This window comes from Escherichia sp. 93.0816, assembly GCF_013368855.2.
GTDB classification, from domain to species: Bacteria; Pseudomonadota; Gammaproteobacteria; order Enterobacterales; family Enterobacteriaceae; genus Escherichia; species Escherichia ruysiae.
The window spans coordinates 205,071-220,507 of the sequence record NZ_JABWNC020000005.1; the positions used below are offsets into that span (position 1 = coordinate 205,071).

Consider the following 15,437-nt stretch of genomic DNA (forward strand, 5'->3'; position numbering starts at 1 on the left):
CTCGGTCGGCTCCCTCGCCCTTTCAGGGAGAGGGCTGGGGTGAGGGTGACAGGCGACTCAGTTCCTGCAGAATAATCTCCAGCACCGCCTCCTCATTACAATCGATCTCATTATTCCAGAAACGCAGCATGGTCCAGCCCTGCGACTCAAGCCAGCGTGTGCGCCTGGTATCATAGGCAACTGTCGAATCATGCTGCCCACCATCCAGCTCAACAACTACACGCGCCGAGCAGCAGGCAAAATCGAGAATGTAGCTCCCCACCGGATGTTGACGGCGAAATTTGAAATCACCAAAACGTCGGCTGCGAAGATATCGCCAGAGCTTTCGTTCCTGCGGGGTGAGATTGCGTCTTAAATAACGCGCATTTGATTTTATTTTATCCATCCACTCATTCTGACAAGATTTAATCCCTTGTCAGAATGAGGTGAATTATCTGGAAGACGGGTTCAGAAAATCAACGATCTTTACGCCACGCATCCGCCGTTAACGCTTCGCCAAAGTGCCCGGCAATCAGCCGTTTGGTGAGTTCATGCAGCGGTGATGCCAGCACATCCGCGGTGCTGCCTCGCTCGACAACCTCGCCCTGATGCATCACCAGAACCTGGTCGCTGATATGCTTCATCATCCCGATATGTTGGGTAACATAAATATAAGAAATGCCCTGTTTCTCTTGTAGCTCCAGCATCAGATTAATCAACTGCGAACGCATCGACATATCCAGCGAGGCGAGAGCTTCATCCGCGATAATAACTTTTGGGCGCAATATTAGCGCGCGTGCCAGACCCAGACGTTGTTTTTGCCCTGGTGCCAGCATATGCGGATAGTAACTGACGTGATCCGGTAGCAGCCCGACCATACGCATTGTTTCAATAATCTGTTTGCGCCGCTGTTCAGGCTCCAGATCGGTGTTCAAACGCAGAGGAAAATCAAGGATCTGCGAGATACGCTGACGCGGATTCAACGAGGTCGAAGGATCCTGAAAAATCATGCGAATCCGCTGGCTGCGGAAGGAATAATCACCAAAATGCAGCGGATGATCGTCAATCAATAACTCGCCGCTGGTTGGCTCAATCATTCCTGCCAGCATTTTCGCCAGCGTCGATTTACCCGAACCGTTTTCACCAATAATCGCCAGCGTCTGGCGTTCACGTAGCGTAAAGCTCAAGGGTTTTACGGCTTCTACGGTCTGACGACGAAACCAGCCAGTTCGGTAGCGGAACGTTTTGCTTAAATTACGCACTTCGAGCAGAGTTTCTATCATCTCACTCTTTCTCCATATTCAGCGGGAAATGACAGGCATAGAGATGATTTTTCGCGCCTGTCAGGCGCGGCGTCACTATACATTCTCGTTGTGCATACGGGCAACGTGGCCCCAGACGACAACCAATGGGTAATTGTTCCAGAAGCGGGATTGCGCCAGGCAGCGTATTGAGGCGACTTTTATGCGGCATTGCGCTGCCGAAATCCGGTATCGCGCGGATCAGCGCCTGGGTGTAAGGATGATGCGGCATCGTCACCAGCTCCTTACTCGGCGCTGTTTCCACCGTCTGCCCGCAGTAAAGCACGTTAATTTTGTCCGCCCATTGACTAAGCATTTGTAAGTCATGACTAATAAGCAAAATCGTTGTATTGCTGTTTTGATTCAAACGCGTCAGCAGGCGAAATATTTGCGCCTGGGTAGTAGGCTCCATCGAGTTTGTCGGTTCGTCAGCTATCAGCAGACGTGGTTGATTCGCCAGCGCGATGGCAATCATCACTTTCTGGCATTCACCTTCGGTCAACTCATACGGAAAACTGCGCATCGCATCTTTGTGATCTTTAATCCCCACGCGGTGCAGCAGTTCAATGGCGCGACGTTTGCGCCAGCCAAAACGCTGCCACCAACGGCCTTTATAAGTCCAGGCCGGGATGTTTTGCATTAACTGACGCCCCACACGTTCAGAAGGGTCGAGACACGATTGCGGTTCCTGAAAAATCATCGACACGTTGTGCCCAACCAGCTTGCGCCGTTCGCGCGCGGAGAGACGCAGCAGATCGATGTCATCAAAACGCATACGGTCAGCGGTAACACGCCAGTTATCTTTATTGACGCCACAAATCGCTTTCGCAATCAAACTTTTGCCGGAGCCGGATTCACCAACAAGGCCACGGATTTCACCTTCGGTTAAGGTCATACTCACGCGGTCAACGGCTTTAACCCACTCATCACCGGTTTTAAATTCAATGGTCAGGTTACGAATATCCAGTAACGGCATTATTCTACCCCCGCAATAATCGCACGACGCACACCATCACCAAGGAGGTTAACCAACAACACGCTGATCATAATTGCCGCACCAGGCAGCATGACGGTCCACGGGGCGACATAAATCAGTTCCAGTGCATCGCCGAGCATCGCTCCCCATTCAGGTGAGGGGAGTTGCGCGCCGAGATCAAGAAAGCCCAGCGCGGCGATATCAAGAATTGCCATCGACAGTGCGCGGGTGATCTCCGTGACCAGCCCAGCGGTGATGTTTGGCAGCACGGCAAACCAGAGAATATTCAGCGTCGTTGCACCATCCAGGCGAGCAGCGATAACGTACTCTTTTTCCAGCTCATCATGCACCATGCTGTAGACCGAACGCACCATACGCGGCAGTAGTGCCAGCCAGACGGCAAACATCGCGTGCGACAAACTCGGTCCGGCAAACGCCACAACGATAATTGCCAGCAGCAGGGACGGGATCGCCAGTAAGGTATCCAGAATATGATTAAGTACCGCTGACCGTAGACCATGCGTCGCACCGGCGAAGGTGCCGAGCACCAGACCACAGACGGTAGCAGCAAGTGTCACCACAAATGCGCCGCCAACGGTAGGCGCCGCGCCGCTCAATAAACGGCTTAAAACGTCGCGTCCGAGGTCGTCAGTCCCCAGGAAGAAAGAGACTTCGCCATAGCGCGACCATGACGGTGGCAACAATTGATAACCGAGAAATTGCTGGTCAATGCCGTAAGGCGCAAACCAGCCGCCAAAAATACACAGTACAGCCAGCCCCGCGCAGCCGTACAGGCCGACCATTGCAGCGGCGTCACCATAGAATTTGCGCCAGGCGGTACGTAGCGTGCCCGGCGGGCGCTTCTCGCTGTATACGCTATCGTAAGGCATACCATTCCTTATGTTTCAGAGGGTTAGCCATAGCACCCAAAATATCAGAAATCACGTTAACAATAATGACCAGCGAACCACACACCATCACACCGGCGGAAATCGCTGCGTAATCTTGTTGGCGAATGGCGTTAATTAACCAGCGCCCCAAACCAGGCCAGCTAAAGACCATTTCGGTGATCATCGCCAGCGTCAGCATGGTGGAAAACTGCAAACCCAGACGAGGGATGACAGGGGGTAACGCGTTATGCAGCACATGGCGACGCAAAATAGTAAAGCGTGACAAACCACGAGTCGCCGCTGCTTTCACATAATTCTGGTCATAGACTTCGATGGTGCTGATACGCATCAATCGGATCACTTCAGTTGTTGGCGCAACCGACAGAGTGATGACCGGCAATACCATATGGCGTATTGCGCTCATGATCATTTCATCCCGCCACGGAGAGTCCGAAAGCCAGGCATCAATCAACGCAAAGCCGGTAACAGGTTTCACTTCATAGAGCAAATCGAAACGCCCTGAAACGGGCAGCCAGCCCAGCGTCAGCGAACAAAACAGCGTCAGCAGAAGCGCCAGCCAGAAAACCGGGATTGAAAAGCCCAGCAACGCGATGGCATTGATCAAATTATCTTGCCACTTATGGCGCGTAATCCCGGCAATCATGCCCACCGGGATGCCGACAATCAGCGCAAAACCGAAAGCGAGAATGCATAGCTCAATCGTTGCCGGAAAGACCTCTTTTAACTGTTCGGCTATCGGCTGACCGTTAATGCTGGAAACGCCAAAATCCCAGTGAATCAGGCCGTTAAACCAGAATACCCAGGCATTCCCCAGTGAAGCGCCTTGTAACGGCGCATGTGGCGTGAAATAGCTCAAACTGAAGCCAACAAAAGTCAGCAGGAACAAGGTCACGATCAATAATAAAACGCGGCGTAAGGTGAAGATAATCATGGTTTTTTCACCTCATTTTGCTTTTCGCGGTACACACCAGCGAAGGAGGCGTTACCAAATGGGCTAAGAACCAGCCCCTTGATATCGTACCGATAGGCCTGCAAGCGTAGTGATGAGGCCAGCGGTAGAATGGGTAACTCCTGTGCCAGAATACTTTGCGCTTCGTCATAGGCTTCAATACGCGCCGCCAGTTGCTGCGAGGAGAGCGCCTTACGCAACACGCTGTCGAATTTCGGATCGCACCAGTGGGCAAGGTTGGTCTGCGAATGAATTGCCGCGCAGCTCAGTAACGGGCGGAAGAAACTGTCCGGGTCGTTACTGTCCGTCGCCCAGCCGGATAACGTCAGATCATGGCTCATATCCATCAACCGCGCCTCCTGAAAACGACCTTCTACCGGCACAATCACCACTTTCACGCCGACCTGCGCCATATCCGCCTGAATCAGCTCGGCAGTTTTCAGCGGACTGGGGTTCCACGCTTGCGAGCGTATTGGCACCCACAGTTTCAGCGTTAAATTTTCCAGCCCCAACGCCTTCAACTGTTCGCGTGATTTCGCCGGATTGTATTCGGTAATTTTAGACTCGTTGTCATAAGCCCACGAGGCGCGCGGTAAAATAGAGGCCGCCGTTTCAGCCGTACCGTAATAGATAGATTGCATCAGGCGCTGGTTATTAATCGCCAGTGCCAGCGCATGACGTACTGCCGGATTATTAAGCGGTGGTTTGGCAGTGTTAAACGCCAGATAGGCGACGTTCATCCCAGGACGCAGCGTTAAACGCAAGCGCGGGTCGTCACGCAAAATGGATAGCTGGCTGGCAGCAGGCCAGGCCAGAACGTCGCATTCACCAGTCAGGAGTTTCGACAGACGTCCGGTGCCGCCGGAGCCTAAATCCACCACCACCTGCGGCATTAACGGTTTACCGCGCCAGAAGTCATCATGACGTTGTAGGCGAATAAATTGCCCGGCGCGGTATTCCGACAACTGATACGGTCCAGTGCCGACCGGTTGACGGTCGAGTTGCTCCTGGCGATCTTCTTTCTCTAACTTCCGGGCATATTCTGCCGACATGACCGAAGCATAATGGGTTGCGAGGTGCCACAAAAAAGAAGCATCCGGCTGAGCCAGACGGAACTCAACGGTATGATTATCCAGTTTACGGACGCTTTTCACGTTATCGGCAAATTGCAGGCTGTCGAAGTAGGGGAAGTTGCTGCCGTTGACGTTATGCCACGGGTTGTTGCGGTCAAAAATTCGCTGGAAGGTAAACACCACATCGTCGGCATTCATTTTACGAGTGGGAGTAAACCAGTCGGTTTTTTGAAACGGAACATCGCGACGCAGGTGGAAGCGATAGGTCGCGCCGTTGTCGAGTACTTCCCAGCTTTCGGCAAGTTCCGGCATCAGGCGATAGGTATAGGGATCGACATCCAGCAGTCGATCATAAAACTGGGCGGCAAGGGTATCGACAATTAACCCACTGCTCGCTTTGGATGGGTTAAAGGTGTTGACTTGCCCGCTGACGCAATAGACAAAACCGCTGTCGCGGATATCAGCATGCGGGGTGGATTCAGGCGCGGCGATTGCCTGACCACTCACCAGTCCAGCAATCACCAAAAGAGACGATAATACCTGGCGCATAATATTAAGGGATTTTATGTAAAGAGGCTATCTTACTAATATTTAATGACATTTGCCATTACCGTTTGTGTTCAGGAGTCGTAATGAGGGCCGTGTGGTTGGTCGTTGAACAGGTGGCGTCGCCATCTGTTCAACATTCGTACCCGTGATTTCTCTATAACTATAACTCACAGAACAACTTAGCGAGGAGCAGAGCGGTACGATCGTGAGAAACCCATTAAAGCACGCTGCAGTGCGTGTCATTTTAACCGGATGCAGCGTGAACGCTTTATCCGGACAACGATACTGACCGATCGTCTGCAATTAAATAATTACTCATTACCCCATTGATTCAAAAACTCTGCGATCTCATCAATGCGTACGGGATTAATCCCCGCTTCAGCAGCCATTTCATGTTGGGCTTCTTCGCTGATCTCTTCATTGTTCATCAAACGGGTGAGCAGTAACTGGAAGTAGTGGGCCAGCGGTGTGCGTTCAGCGTCTGCGACAGGCTCTGCGCATTCGGTCGCGTACTCATCGGCAATATCAAAATATTTTAGCGGGATATCGTGGTTCATTATTTGCCCCTGGGGTTAATGCGCTAAGCATAAGGGCGGATGATAGCACTCGTGATCCGGGTCATACATCTTTTTATAGATAATGACGCGGCGCATTGCCCCCGGCAGGACAATGCGCCGCGCATCCTACGTATTACGTTTCGCTAACCGGAGTTCTGTCGCCCTCGTACAGCGGCACTTTGCGATAGCGACGGATCAGATACCACAAATATGCGCCGCCTAATGAGGCCCATACCAGACCGAGCGTCAATGAGGTCGACTCAAGGTTAACCCACAACACGCCCACCGTAAGAGCGCCAACCAGCGGCATTAATAAATAGTGGAAGTGTTCCTTCCAGCTTTTATTCATCCCTTTGCGTCGCCAGAAGTGATTAAACACAGACAAATTAACGAAGGTAAACGCCACCAGTGCGCCGAAATTAATCAACGCCGTGGCGGTGACTAAATCAAAGAACAGCGCCGACAGTGCCACAATTCCTACCATAATGACGTTCAGTGCCGGAGTCCGCCATTTCGGGTGCACATAGCCAAACACGCGTTCCGGGAACACATTGTCGCGGCCCATCACATACAGCAGACGCGAGACGCTGGCGTGCGACGCGAGGCCAGACGCTAACGTGTTCACAAACGTGGTGCAAAGGAAAATCGACTGGAACAGCTTGCCGCCGACGTACAGTGCAATCTCCGGCAGTGCAGCATCCGGGTCTTTAAAGCGGCTGATATCCGGGAAGAACAGTTGCATAAAGAACGATGCGGCAATAAAGATAACGCCACCGTAAACCGCCGTCAGGAAGATGGCTTTCGGGATCACGCGTGCGGCGTCCGGTGTCTCTTCCGAAAGCGTAGTCACCGCATCAAAACCGAGGAACGAGAAGCAGACGATCGTCGCCCCGGTAATAATCGGAATCAGATGCGCGTTCTCGCTGATAAACGGCTGTAGCGACCAGACCGTGCCAACACCTTCACCTTTATGCAATCCCTGAACCACCAGGAAGATAAACACCACCATGATGGAGATTTGTACCAGTACAAACAGGGTATTGAAGTTGGCGACCAGGTTGACGCTCTTCAGATTCGCGGCGGTTAAAATGGCGACGAAGGTTACCACCCACACCCACGGCGGCACTTCCGGGAAGAGGGCGGAGAGATAGATTTTCGCCAACAAGACATTGATCATCGGCAAAAAGAGATAATCCAGCAGCGATGACCAACCGACCATAAAGCCGACGTGCGGGTTAATCGACTTTTGCGCGTAGGTATAGGCCGAGCCAGCTTCCGGGAACTGGCGAACCAGTTTGCCGTAGCTGATCGCGGTAAACAGCACGCCTGCCAGCGCCAGCAGGTAGGATGCCGGAACGTGACCGTCGCTAATACCGGACACAATGCCAAAAGTATCGAACACGGTCATCGGTGTGAGATAGGCCAGACCCATCATCACCACCTGCCACAATTTCAGTGATTTTCGCAGGCGAGTTTTGCCCGGTTGTGCAGCAATGTCCAGCGGTGAATTAATAGCCATAATCGCTGCCTCCACTGCGCAATCGGGTTTGCGGTCGCGTCGACCTGAAATCAAACCTGTTTAGCAGGGGAAGCAAAGGGGGCGGAGTCCGGTCAGTCGCAGGGGGAACGCATACGCAGCCTCCCTCGCCATGCGGGAATTTCATCATCGGCATCATCTCATTTCCTCGTCACAGTCTTAATCGTTAACGGAAGCCCGTTGCCGCCTGCGCTCCATAACGCGACATCCGGGAAATGTCTGGATTACCAGCAAATGTCAGGCCTGGCTCCGCTCAGGCCGATGAGACAACCCCCGCAAGGGGGCACTACGCGTTTTTCAACATCCACTCAATTTCTGTTTCTGTGATGAGGCGCTCAAACTGCAACAGCTCATCATTTTTACAGGCGTGATACACATGACAGAAACGCTCGCCTAAATAGTGGCGCAGGTGATCGTTTTCGATAAACTCCCACAGGGCATCGCTCTGGCGAATCGGGAAGGGTAATCCTTCCTGTTCCAGCCCGTTACCTTCAACTTCCTCCTGCAACGGCAGCTCGTTATCAAGACCGTGCAGAATACCGGCGAAAATCGCCGCCATCACCAGATACGGGTTGGCATCCGCCCCCGCCACGCGATACTCCACGCGGTGGTTATGACGATCGCCGCACGGAATACGCAGGGCAACGGTACGGTTGTTATGACCCCACGATGCCTGCGTCGGCACATACATTCCTGGCTGGAAGCGGCGATATGAGTTTACGTTCGGCGCCAGCAATGCCATTGATGACGGCATCAGGTCGATCATCCCGGCGAGCATCTTTTTCAGCAGCGGCGAATCTTCGCCTTCCGCGTCAGACAGCACGTTCTCGCCACGATTATTTTGCATACTGATATGGATATGCATCCCGCTGCCCGCGTGCTCTTCATACGGCTTCGCCATAAAAGTGGCGTGCATCTTATGCTTTTCCGCCATCAAGCGCACCAGGCGTTTAAGGGCTAATGCATCATCGCAGGCTTCCAGCACGTTATCGGTATGGTAGAGGTTGATTTCAAACTGACCTGGCGAAGCCTCGGCGACCGCGCCATCTGCCGGAATCAGCTGTAACTGCGCCAGTTCATCAATATCATTGAGCACATCGGCGAAGTGGTTGAGGTTATCGACAGAGTAGACCTGGCTTTGGGTATTGCGGTCATCGGTGCCTGGCGCGCAGGGCGGTTGCAGATACCCTTCGGCGTCGCGCTGGCGATCCAGTAAATAGAACTCCAGCTCTACCGCTACGACCGGGAACAATCCGCGCTGGCGTAGCTGCTGCCACAGGCGGTTGAGTACATTCCTCGGCTCAACGTCAAAGGGAGCGCCATCTTCATCGACCATGGTCAGAAGCATTTGACCAATAAACTCAGGATCGGCGGCGGAAGGGGTCAAAGAACCGAGAATGGGGACACAGGTACGATCGGGTTCGCCCATTTCTTGTCCTAGCCCAGCTTCTTCTACCACATTGCCCAGAATATCCATCGCAAACACCGAAGCCGGGAAGTAGCATCCTTTCTCCAGTTTTTTCAGGCTGGAGAAGGGGACGCGTTTTCCACGAAAACAGCCATTAAGATCGGTAAGTAAAACATCAACATATTGCGTATTAGGGTAGCGTTCCAGGTAGCGTTTCACTTCCTGCGTAAAGGCGCTACCCCGCCTCTCTTCTGACTGCTGAACAAAGTTCTCTACTTCAACGATATTGGTTTCCATGATTCTTCGCCTTTGGTTTTGTTTTCCACTCGTTATCAGAGCGTAAAATATAATGACCACTCTTCGAATCTGTATGCAAACTAAATGTTTGCCAAATGTTAAATTGAGTTTGCAAAAAAGAAAACTCACTGCTAGATTGAAAAAATATTGAACAGAAAGGTCATTTAAACCGCAGTAATGGCGATAATTTAGTCCACTTTGTGAGATTGAGCATGGAAAATATAATGAACAATCCTGTTATCGGTGTCGTAATGTGCAGGAACAGGCTTAAGGGTCATGAGGCCCAGACTCTGCAAGAAAAGTACCTGAATGCCATCATTCACGCGGGTGGTTTGCCGATTGCGCTGCCCCATGCGCTGGCGGAACCGTCATTACTTGAACAACTTCTGCCGAAACTTGACGGTATTTATCTTCCTGGTAGCCCCAGCAATGTGCAGCCGCACCTATATGGTGAAAACGGCGATGAGCCTGACGCCGATCCCGGGCGTGATCTTCTGAGCATGGCGTTAATTAACGCCGCACTCGAAAGGCGCATCCCCATTTTCGCCATCTGCCGGGGGTTACAGGAAATGGTGGTGGCAACAGGTGGCTCGTTGCATCGCAAGTTGTGCGAACAGACTGAGCTACTGGAACATCGTGAAGACCCCGAACTGCCGGTAGAGCAGCAATATGCGCCGTCGCATGAAGTTCAGGTTGAAGAGGGGGGATTACTGTCTGCGCTGTTACCTGAATGTAGCAACTTTTGGGTAAACTCTCTGCATGGACAAGGGGCGAAGGTTGTTAGCTCACGGTTGCGTGTTGAAGCTCGCTCGCCGGATGGCTTAGTTGAGGCGGTTAGCGTCATCAATCATCCTTTCGCGCTGGGCGTACAGTGGCACCCGGAATGGAACAGTAGCGAGTATGCGCTTTCGCGTATATTGTTCGAGGGCTTTATCACCGCTTGTCAGAACCATATCGCTGAAAAACAGCGACTCTGACCACTACAGTTAAGGAAATGCAAATATGAGTGATGAGGGACTGGCGCCAGGAAAACGCTTGTCGGAAATCCGCCAGCAGCAGGGGCTTTCACAACGTCGTGCCGCCGAACTCTCCGGGCTGACTCACAGTGCTATAAGTACGATAGAACAGGATAAAGTCAGCCCTGCCATCAGTACGCTGCAAAAGCTGCTGAAGGTGTATGGACTGTCACTCTCGGAATTCTTTTCCGAGCCGGAGAAACCTGATGAGCCGCAGGTCGTCATTAATCAGGACGACTTAATTGAAATGGGCAGTCAGGGTGTGTCAATGAAGCTGGTGCATAACGGTAACCCGAATCGCACGTTGGCGATGATCTTTGAGACGTACCAGCCGGGCACAACCACTGGGGAAAGAATTAAGCATCAGGGTGAGGAAATAGGCACTGTACTGGAGGGTGAAATTGTTCTGACCATTAATGGACAGGATTATCACCTCGTCGCGGGGCAAAGTTATGCCATTAATACCGGCATCCCGCACAGTTTCAGTAATACGTCGGCAGGTATTTGCCGGATTATCAGCGCCCATACCCCCACCACGTTTTAATCTTTTTGTTCTGTAAGCCGGGTAAGCGCAATGCGCCCGGCAATCTATAAGGAATGTCGCCGGAAATAAACGGGCTCATCGCCCGGGGATCTCTGCGCCCTGACGTTCACAAACTGCATATATCTGATAGACGTGAAACAGGAGTCATAATGAATTTTCATCATCTGGCTTACTGGCAGGATAAAGCGTTAAGTCTCGCCATTGAAACCCGCTTATTTATTAACGGTGAATATACCGCTGCGGCGGAAAACGAAACCTTTGAAACTATTGATCCGGTCACCCAGGCACCGCTGGCGAATATTGCGCGCGGTAAGAGCGCCGATATTGACCGTGCGGTGAGTGCGGCGCGCAGCGTATTTGAGCGCGGCGACTGGTCGCAAACGTCTCCAGCAAAACGCAAAGTGGTACTGAATAAACTCGCCGATTTAATGGAAGCCAACGCGGAAGAACTGGCGCTGCTGGAAACCCTCGACACCGGTAAACCGATTCGTCACAGCCTGCGTGATGATATTCCCGGCGCGGCGCGCGCCATTCGCTGGTACGCCGAAGCTATCGATAAAGTTTACGGCGAAGTCGCTACCACCAGTTGCCATGAGCTGGCGATGATTGTGCGCGAACCGGTCGGCGTAATTGCCGCCATTGTACCGTGGAACTTCCCGCTGCTGCTGACCTGCTGGAAACTCGGCCCGGCGCTGGCGGCAGGTAACAGTGTTGTCCTGAAACCGTCCGAAAAATCGCCGCTCAGTGCGATTCGCCTTGCGGGGCTGGCGAAAGAAGCCGGTCTGCCGGATGGCGTGTTGAACGTGGTAACTGGTTTTGGTCATGAAGCCGGGCAGGCGCTTTCGCGTCATAATGATATCGATGCCATCGCCTTTACCGGTTCAACCCGCACCGGGAAACAACTGCTGAAAGATGCGGGCGACAGCAACATGAAACGCGTCTGGCTGGAAGCAGGTGGTAAAAGCGCCAACATCGTTTTCGCCGACTGCCCGGATTTGCAACAGGCTGCAAGCGCCACCGCCGCAGGCATCTTCTACAACCAGGGCCAGGTGTGCATCGCCGGAACCCGTTTATTGCTGGAAGAGAGTATCGCCGATGAATTCTTAGCCCTGTTAAAACAGCAGGCGCAAAACTGGCAGCCAGGGCATCCACTTGATCCTGCAACCACGATGGGCACGTTAATCGACTGCGCTCACGCCGACTCGGTACACACCTTTATCCGTGAAGGCGAAGGCAAAGGGCAACTGCTGCTGGATGGTCGCAACGCTGAACTGGCTGCGGCCATCGGCCCGACCATCTTTGTGGATGTGGACCCGCATGCGTCCTTAAGTCGCGAAGAGATTTTCGGCCCAGTGCTGGTGGTCACCCGTTTCACATCAGAAGACCAGGCGCTACAGCTTGCCAACGACAGCCAGTACGGCCTCGGTGCGGCGGTATGGACGCGCGATCTCTCCCGCGCACACCGCATGAGCCGTCGCCTGAAAGCCGGTTCCGTCTTCGTCAATAACTACAACGACGGCGATATGACCGTACCGTTTGGCGGTTATAAGCAGAGCGGCAACGGTCGCGATAAATCCCTGCACGCCCTTGAAAAATTCACCGAACTGAAAACCATCTGGATAAGCCTGGAGGCCTGAAATGACCGAACATACCAGTAGTTACTACGCCGCCAGTGCGAATAAATATGCGCCTTTCGACACGCTGAATGAGTCAATCACGTGTGATGTTTGCGTGGTTGGCGGCGGCTACACCGGGCTTTCCTCTGCACTGCATCTGGCGGAAGCGGGCTTTGACGTGGTGGTACTCGAAGCCTCACGCATTGGCTTTGGCGCCAGCGGACGCAATGGCGGGCAGCTTGTGAACTCCTACAGCCGCGACATCGACGTGATCGAAAAAAGCTACGGCATGGACACCGCCCGTATGCTCGGCAGCATGATGTTTGAGGGTGGCGAGATCATCCGCGAACGTATCAAACGTTATCAGATTGACTGCGACTACCGCCCCGGCGGCCTGTTTGTGGCGATGAATGATAAACAGCTCGCGACTCTGGAAGAGCAGAAAGAGAACTGGGAACGCTACGGCAATAAACAGCTGGAGCTGCTGGACGCCAACGCCATTCGCCGTGAAGTTGCCAGCGATCGCTACACCGGTGCGCTGCTGGATCACAGCGGCGGGCATATTCACCCGCTGAACCTCGCCATTGGCGAAGCCGACGCCATTCGTCTGAACGGCGGGCGCGTGTATGAGCTTTCTGCGGTGACGCAGATCCAGCACACCACGCCAGCCGTTGTGCGCACTGCTAAAGGCCAGGTGATGGCGAAGTATGTGATTGTCGCCGGGAATGCGTATCTGGGCGATAAAGTGGAGCCGGAACTGGCGAAGCGCAGTATGCCGTGCGGCACGCAGGTAATCACCACCGAGCGGCTTTCCGATGATTTAGCCCGTTCGCTGATCCCGAAAAACTACTGTGTCGAAGACTGTAACTATCTGCTTGATTACTATCGTCTCACTGCTGACAACCGCCTGTTGTACGGCGGCGGCGTGGTGTACGGTGCGCGCGACCCGGATGATGTCGAGCGTCTTGTGGTGCCGAAACTGCTGAAAACTTTCCCGCAGTTGCAGGGCGTAAAAATCGACTACCGCTGGACGGGCAACTTCCTGCTGACCCTGTCGCGTATGCCACAGTTTGGTCGCCTCGATAAAAACATTTACTACATGCAGGGCTACAGCGGCCACGGCGTGACCTGTACCCATCTCGCCGGGCGTTTAATTGCTGAACTGCTACGCGGAGATGCCGAGCGTTTCGACGCCTTCGCCAATCTGCCGCATTACCCGTTCCCCGGCGGGCGCACGCTGCGCGTGCCGTTTACCGCGATGGGCGCAGCCTATTACAGCCTGCGCGATCGTCTGGGCGTTTAATTTCCGATTAACCGTGAAGAGTCAAAAGGTGTGAAACATGAGCAACAATGAATTCCATCAGCGTCGTCTTTCTGCCACTCCACGTGGGGTTGGCGTAATGTGTAACTTCTTCGCCCAGTCGGCTGAAAACGCCACGCTGAAGGATGTTGAAGGCAATGAATACATTGATTTCGCCGCAGGCATTGCGGTGCTGAACACCGGACATCGCCATCCTGAACTGGTGGCAGCGGTGGAACAGCAACTGCAACAGTTTACCCACACGGCGTACCAGATTGTGCCATACGAAAGCTACGTCACGCTGGCGGAGAAAATCAACGCCCTTGCGCCGGTCAGTGGTCAGGCTAAGACCGCGTTCTTCACCACCGGTGCGGAAGCGGTTGAGAATGCGGTCAAAATCGCCCGCGCCCATACCGGACGCCCAGGCGTGATTGCGTTTAGCGGCGGCTTTCACGGTCGCACGTATATGACCATGGCGTTAACTGGCAAAGTTGCGCCGTATAAAATTGGCTTCGGCCCGTTCCCGGGTTCGGTGTATCACGTGCCGTATCCGTCAGATTTGCATAGCGTTTCGACGCAAGATTCCCTCGACGCCATCGAACGCTTGTTTAAATCAGACATCGAAGCGAAACAAGTCGCGGCGATTATTTTCGAACCGGTGCAGGGCGAGGGCGGTTTCAACGTGGCGCCAAAAGAGTTGGTTTCTGCCATTCGCCGCCTGTGCGATGAGCACGGCATTGTGATGATTGCTGATGAAGTGCAAAGCGGTTTTGCGCGTACCGGTAAACTGTTTGCCATGGATCATTATGCTGACAAGCCCGATTTAATGACGATGGCGAAAAGCCTCGCGGGTGGGATGCCGCTTTCGGGTGTGGTCGGTAACGCCAGCATTATGGACGCGCCAGCGCCGGGCGGGCTTGGTGGCACCTACGCTGGGAACCCGCTGGCGGTGGCTGCCGCGCACGCAGTGCTCAACATTATCGACAAAGAATCCCTTTGCGACCGTGCGAATCAACTTGGTCAGCGCCTGACGCAAACGCTGATTGAGGCTAAAGAAAGCGTTCCGGCAATTGCTGCGGTACGCGGTCTGGGGTCAATGATTGCGGCAGAGTTTAACGACCCGCAAACGGGCGAGCCGTCGGCGGCGATTGCGCAGAAAATCCAGCAACGCGCGCTGGCGCAGGGGCTGCTTCTGCTGACCTGTGGCGCATACGGCAACGTGATTCGTTTCCTGTATCCGCTGACCATCCCGGATGCGCAATTCGATGCGGCAATGAAAATTTTGCAGGATGCGCTGAGAGATTAATACGCAGAAGCAGGGGTAACGCAATAATGCCTGATACGCTGCGCTTATCAGGCCTGCAAACGACGTATTGATTATGTATGCCGGATAAGGCGTTCACGCCGCATCCGGCAAGTTGTAT

The 15,437-nt window shown here is 53.5% G+C and carries 15 protein-coding genes; 5 read left to right on the forward strand and 10 right to left on the reverse strand.

Annotation, left to right across the window (positions count from 1 at the left end; genetic code table 11):
• Positions 1-22: 22 nt before the first annotated feature.
• The 10 genes from HEM79_RS08655 to puuA all read right to left on the reverse strand — a co-directional run bounded on the left by HEM79_RS08655 (position 23) and on the right by puuA (position 9,537).
• Positions 23-385: a DUF559 domain-containing protein gene (locus HEM79_RS08655; RefSeq protein ID WP_176241021.1), complete on the reverse strand. Its 363-nt coding sequence runs from the start codon at positions 383-385 to the stop codon at positions 23-25.
• A 70-nt stretch (positions 386-455) separates the two neighbouring features.
• Entirely contained in the window at positions 456-1,262 is an 807-nt protein-coding gene (gene sapF, locus HEM79_RS08660) for a peptide ABC transporter ATP-binding protein SapF (protein WP_130222752.1), read from the reverse strand.
• Between the two features lies 1 nt (position 1,263).
• Complete coding sequence (gene sapD, locus HEM79_RS08665; protein WP_001128858.1) at positions 1,264-2,256, reverse strand: peptide ABC transporter ATP-binding protein SapD; 993 nt, start codon at positions 2,254-2,256, stop codon at positions 1,264-1,266.
• A complete protein-coding gene (gene sapC / locus HEM79_RS08670; RefSeq protein ID WP_001146146.1) occupies positions 2,256-3,146 on the reverse strand; it encodes a peptide ABC transporter permease SapC in 891 nt (296 codons plus the stop codon). Before sapC ends, sapD begins: the two co-directional genes overlap by 1 nt.
• Positions 3,133-4,098, reverse strand: coding sequence for a putrescine export ABC transporter permease SapB (sapB, locus tag HEM79_RS08675; protein WP_000583302.1), 966 nt, complete (start codon positions 4,096-4,098; stop codon positions 3,133-3,135). The genes sapC and sapB overlap by 14 nt, the downstream gene beginning before the upstream one ends.
• On the reverse strand, positions 4,095-5,738 hold the full coding sequence (gene sapA / locus HEM79_RS08680) for an ABC transporter substrate-binding protein SapA (protein ID WP_176241022.1): 1,644 nt from the start codon (positions 5,736-5,738) through the stop codon (positions 4,095-4,097). Before sapA ends, sapB begins: the two co-directional genes overlap by 4 nt.
• Before the next feature lie 311 nt (positions 5,739-6,049).
• Positions 6,050-6,295, reverse strand: coding sequence for a YmjA family protein (locus HEM79_RS08685; protein WP_001015099.1), 246 nt, complete (start codon positions 6,293-6,295; stop codon positions 6,050-6,052).
• A gap of 133 nt (positions 6,296-6,428) precedes the next feature.
• Entirely contained in the window at positions 6,429-7,814 is a 1,386-nt protein-coding gene (gene puuP / locus HEM79_RS08690; RefSeq protein WP_176241023.1) for a putrescine/proton symporter PuuP, read from the reverse strand.
• Positions 7,804-7,968, reverse strand: a complete 165-nt coding sequence (locus tag HEM79_RS08695; RefSeq protein WP_176241289.1) for a YmjE family protein — start codon at positions 7,966-7,968, stop codon at positions 7,804-7,806. The genes puuP and HEM79_RS08695 overlap by 11 nt, the downstream gene beginning before the upstream one ends.
• 150 nt (positions 7,969-8,118) lie before the next feature.
• Positions 8,119-9,537 (reverse strand): glutamate-putrescine ligase, encoded by a 1,419-nt coding sequence (gene puuA, locus HEM79_RS08700; RefSeq protein WP_000449634.1) that lies wholly within the window; start codon positions 9,535-9,537, stop codon positions 8,119-8,121.
• Positions 9,538-9,749: 212 nt separating this feature from the next.
• Between puuA and puuD the strand changes: the two genes are divergently transcribed.
• The 5 genes from puuD (at position 9,750) to puuE (ending at position 15,319) form a co-directional block, all read left to right on the forward strand.
• Complete coding sequence (gene puuD, locus HEM79_RS08705) at positions 9,750-10,514, forward strand: gamma-glutamyl-gamma-aminobutyrate hydrolase (RefSeq protein WP_176241024.1); 765 nt, start codon at positions 9,750-9,752, stop codon at positions 10,512-10,514.
• 25 nt (positions 10,515-10,539) lie between these two features.
• Entirely contained in the window at positions 10,540-11,097 is a 558-nt protein-coding gene (puuR, locus tag HEM79_RS08710) for an HTH-type transcriptional regulator PuuR (protein ID WP_001278727.1), read from the forward strand.
• Positions 11,098-11,246: 149 nt separating this feature from the next.
• The gene (gene puuC / locus HEM79_RS08715) at positions 11,247-12,734 is read left to right on the forward strand and encodes an aldehyde dehydrogenase PuuC (RefSeq protein ID WP_176241025.1); all 1,488 of its coding nucleotides are present in this window, start codon (positions 11,247-11,249) and stop codon (positions 12,732-12,734) included.
• Between the two features lies 1 nt (position 12,735).
• Positions 12,736-14,016, forward strand: coding sequence for a gamma-glutamylputrescine oxidase (gene puuB, locus HEM79_RS08720; RefSeq protein ID WP_176241026.1), 1,281 nt, complete (start codon positions 12,736-12,738; stop codon positions 14,014-14,016).
• 37 nt (positions 14,017-14,053) lie between these two features.
• Entirely contained in the window at positions 14,054-15,319 is a 1,266-nt protein-coding gene (puuE, locus tag HEM79_RS08725; protein WP_176241027.1) for a 4-aminobutyrate transaminase, read from the forward strand.
• Positions 15,320-15,437 lie beyond the last annotated feature (118 nt).

Coding starts and splice junctions, on each gene's coding strand:
- sapB (WP_000583302.1), bottom strand. CDS start 4,098: ATGATTATCTTCACCTTACGCCGCGTTTTATTATTGATCGTGACCTTG.
- puuR (WP_001278727.1), top strand. CDS start 10,540: ATGAGTGATGAGGGACTGGCGCCAGGAAAACGCTTGTCGGAAATCCGC.
- sapC (WP_001146146.1), bottom strand. CDS start 3,146: ATGCCTTACGATAGCGTATACAGCGAGAAGCGCCCGCCGGGCACGCTA.
- puuP (WP_176241023.1), bottom strand. CDS start 7,814: ATGGCTATTAATTCACCGCTGGACATTGCTGCACAACCGGGCAAAACT.
- puuB (WP_176241026.1), top strand. CDS start 12,736: ATGACCGAACATACCAGTAGTTACTACGCCGCCAGTGCGAATAAATAT.
- puuA (WP_000449634.1), bottom strand. CDS start 9,537: ATGGAAACCAATATCGTTGAAGTAGAGAACTTTGTTCAGCAGTCAGAA.
- HEM79_RS08685 (WP_001015099.1), bottom strand. CDS start 6,295: ATGAACCACGATATCCCGCTAAAATATTTTGATATTGCCGATGAGTAC.
- puuC (WP_176241025.1), top strand. CDS start 11,247: ATGAATTTTCATCATCTGGCTTACTGGCAGGATAAAGCGTTAAGTCTC.
- puuD (WP_176241024.1), top strand. CDS start 9,750: ATGGAAAATATAATGAACAATCCTGTTATCGGTGTCGTAATGTGCAGG.
- HEM79_RS08695 (WP_176241289.1), bottom strand. CDS start 7,968: ATGCCGATGATGAAATTCCCGCATGGCGAGGGAGGCTGCGTATGCGTT.
- sapD (WP_001128858.1), bottom strand. CDS start 2,256: ATGCCGTTACTGGATATTCGTAACCTGACCATTGAATTTAAAACCGGT.
- sapA (WP_176241022.1), bottom strand. CDS start 5,738: ATGCGCCAGGTATTATCGTCTCTTTTGGTGATTGCTGGACTGGTGAGT.
- sapF (WP_130222752.1), bottom strand. CDS start 1,262: ATGATAGAAACTCTGCTCGAAGTGCGTAATTTAAGCAAAACGTTCCGC.
- HEM79_RS08655 (WP_176241021.1), bottom strand. CDS start 385: ATGGATAAAATAAAATCAAATGCGCGTTATTTAAGACGCAATCTCACC.
- puuE (WP_176241027.1), top strand. CDS start 14,054: ATGAGCAACAATGAATTCCATCAGCGTCGTCTTTCTGCCACTCCACGT.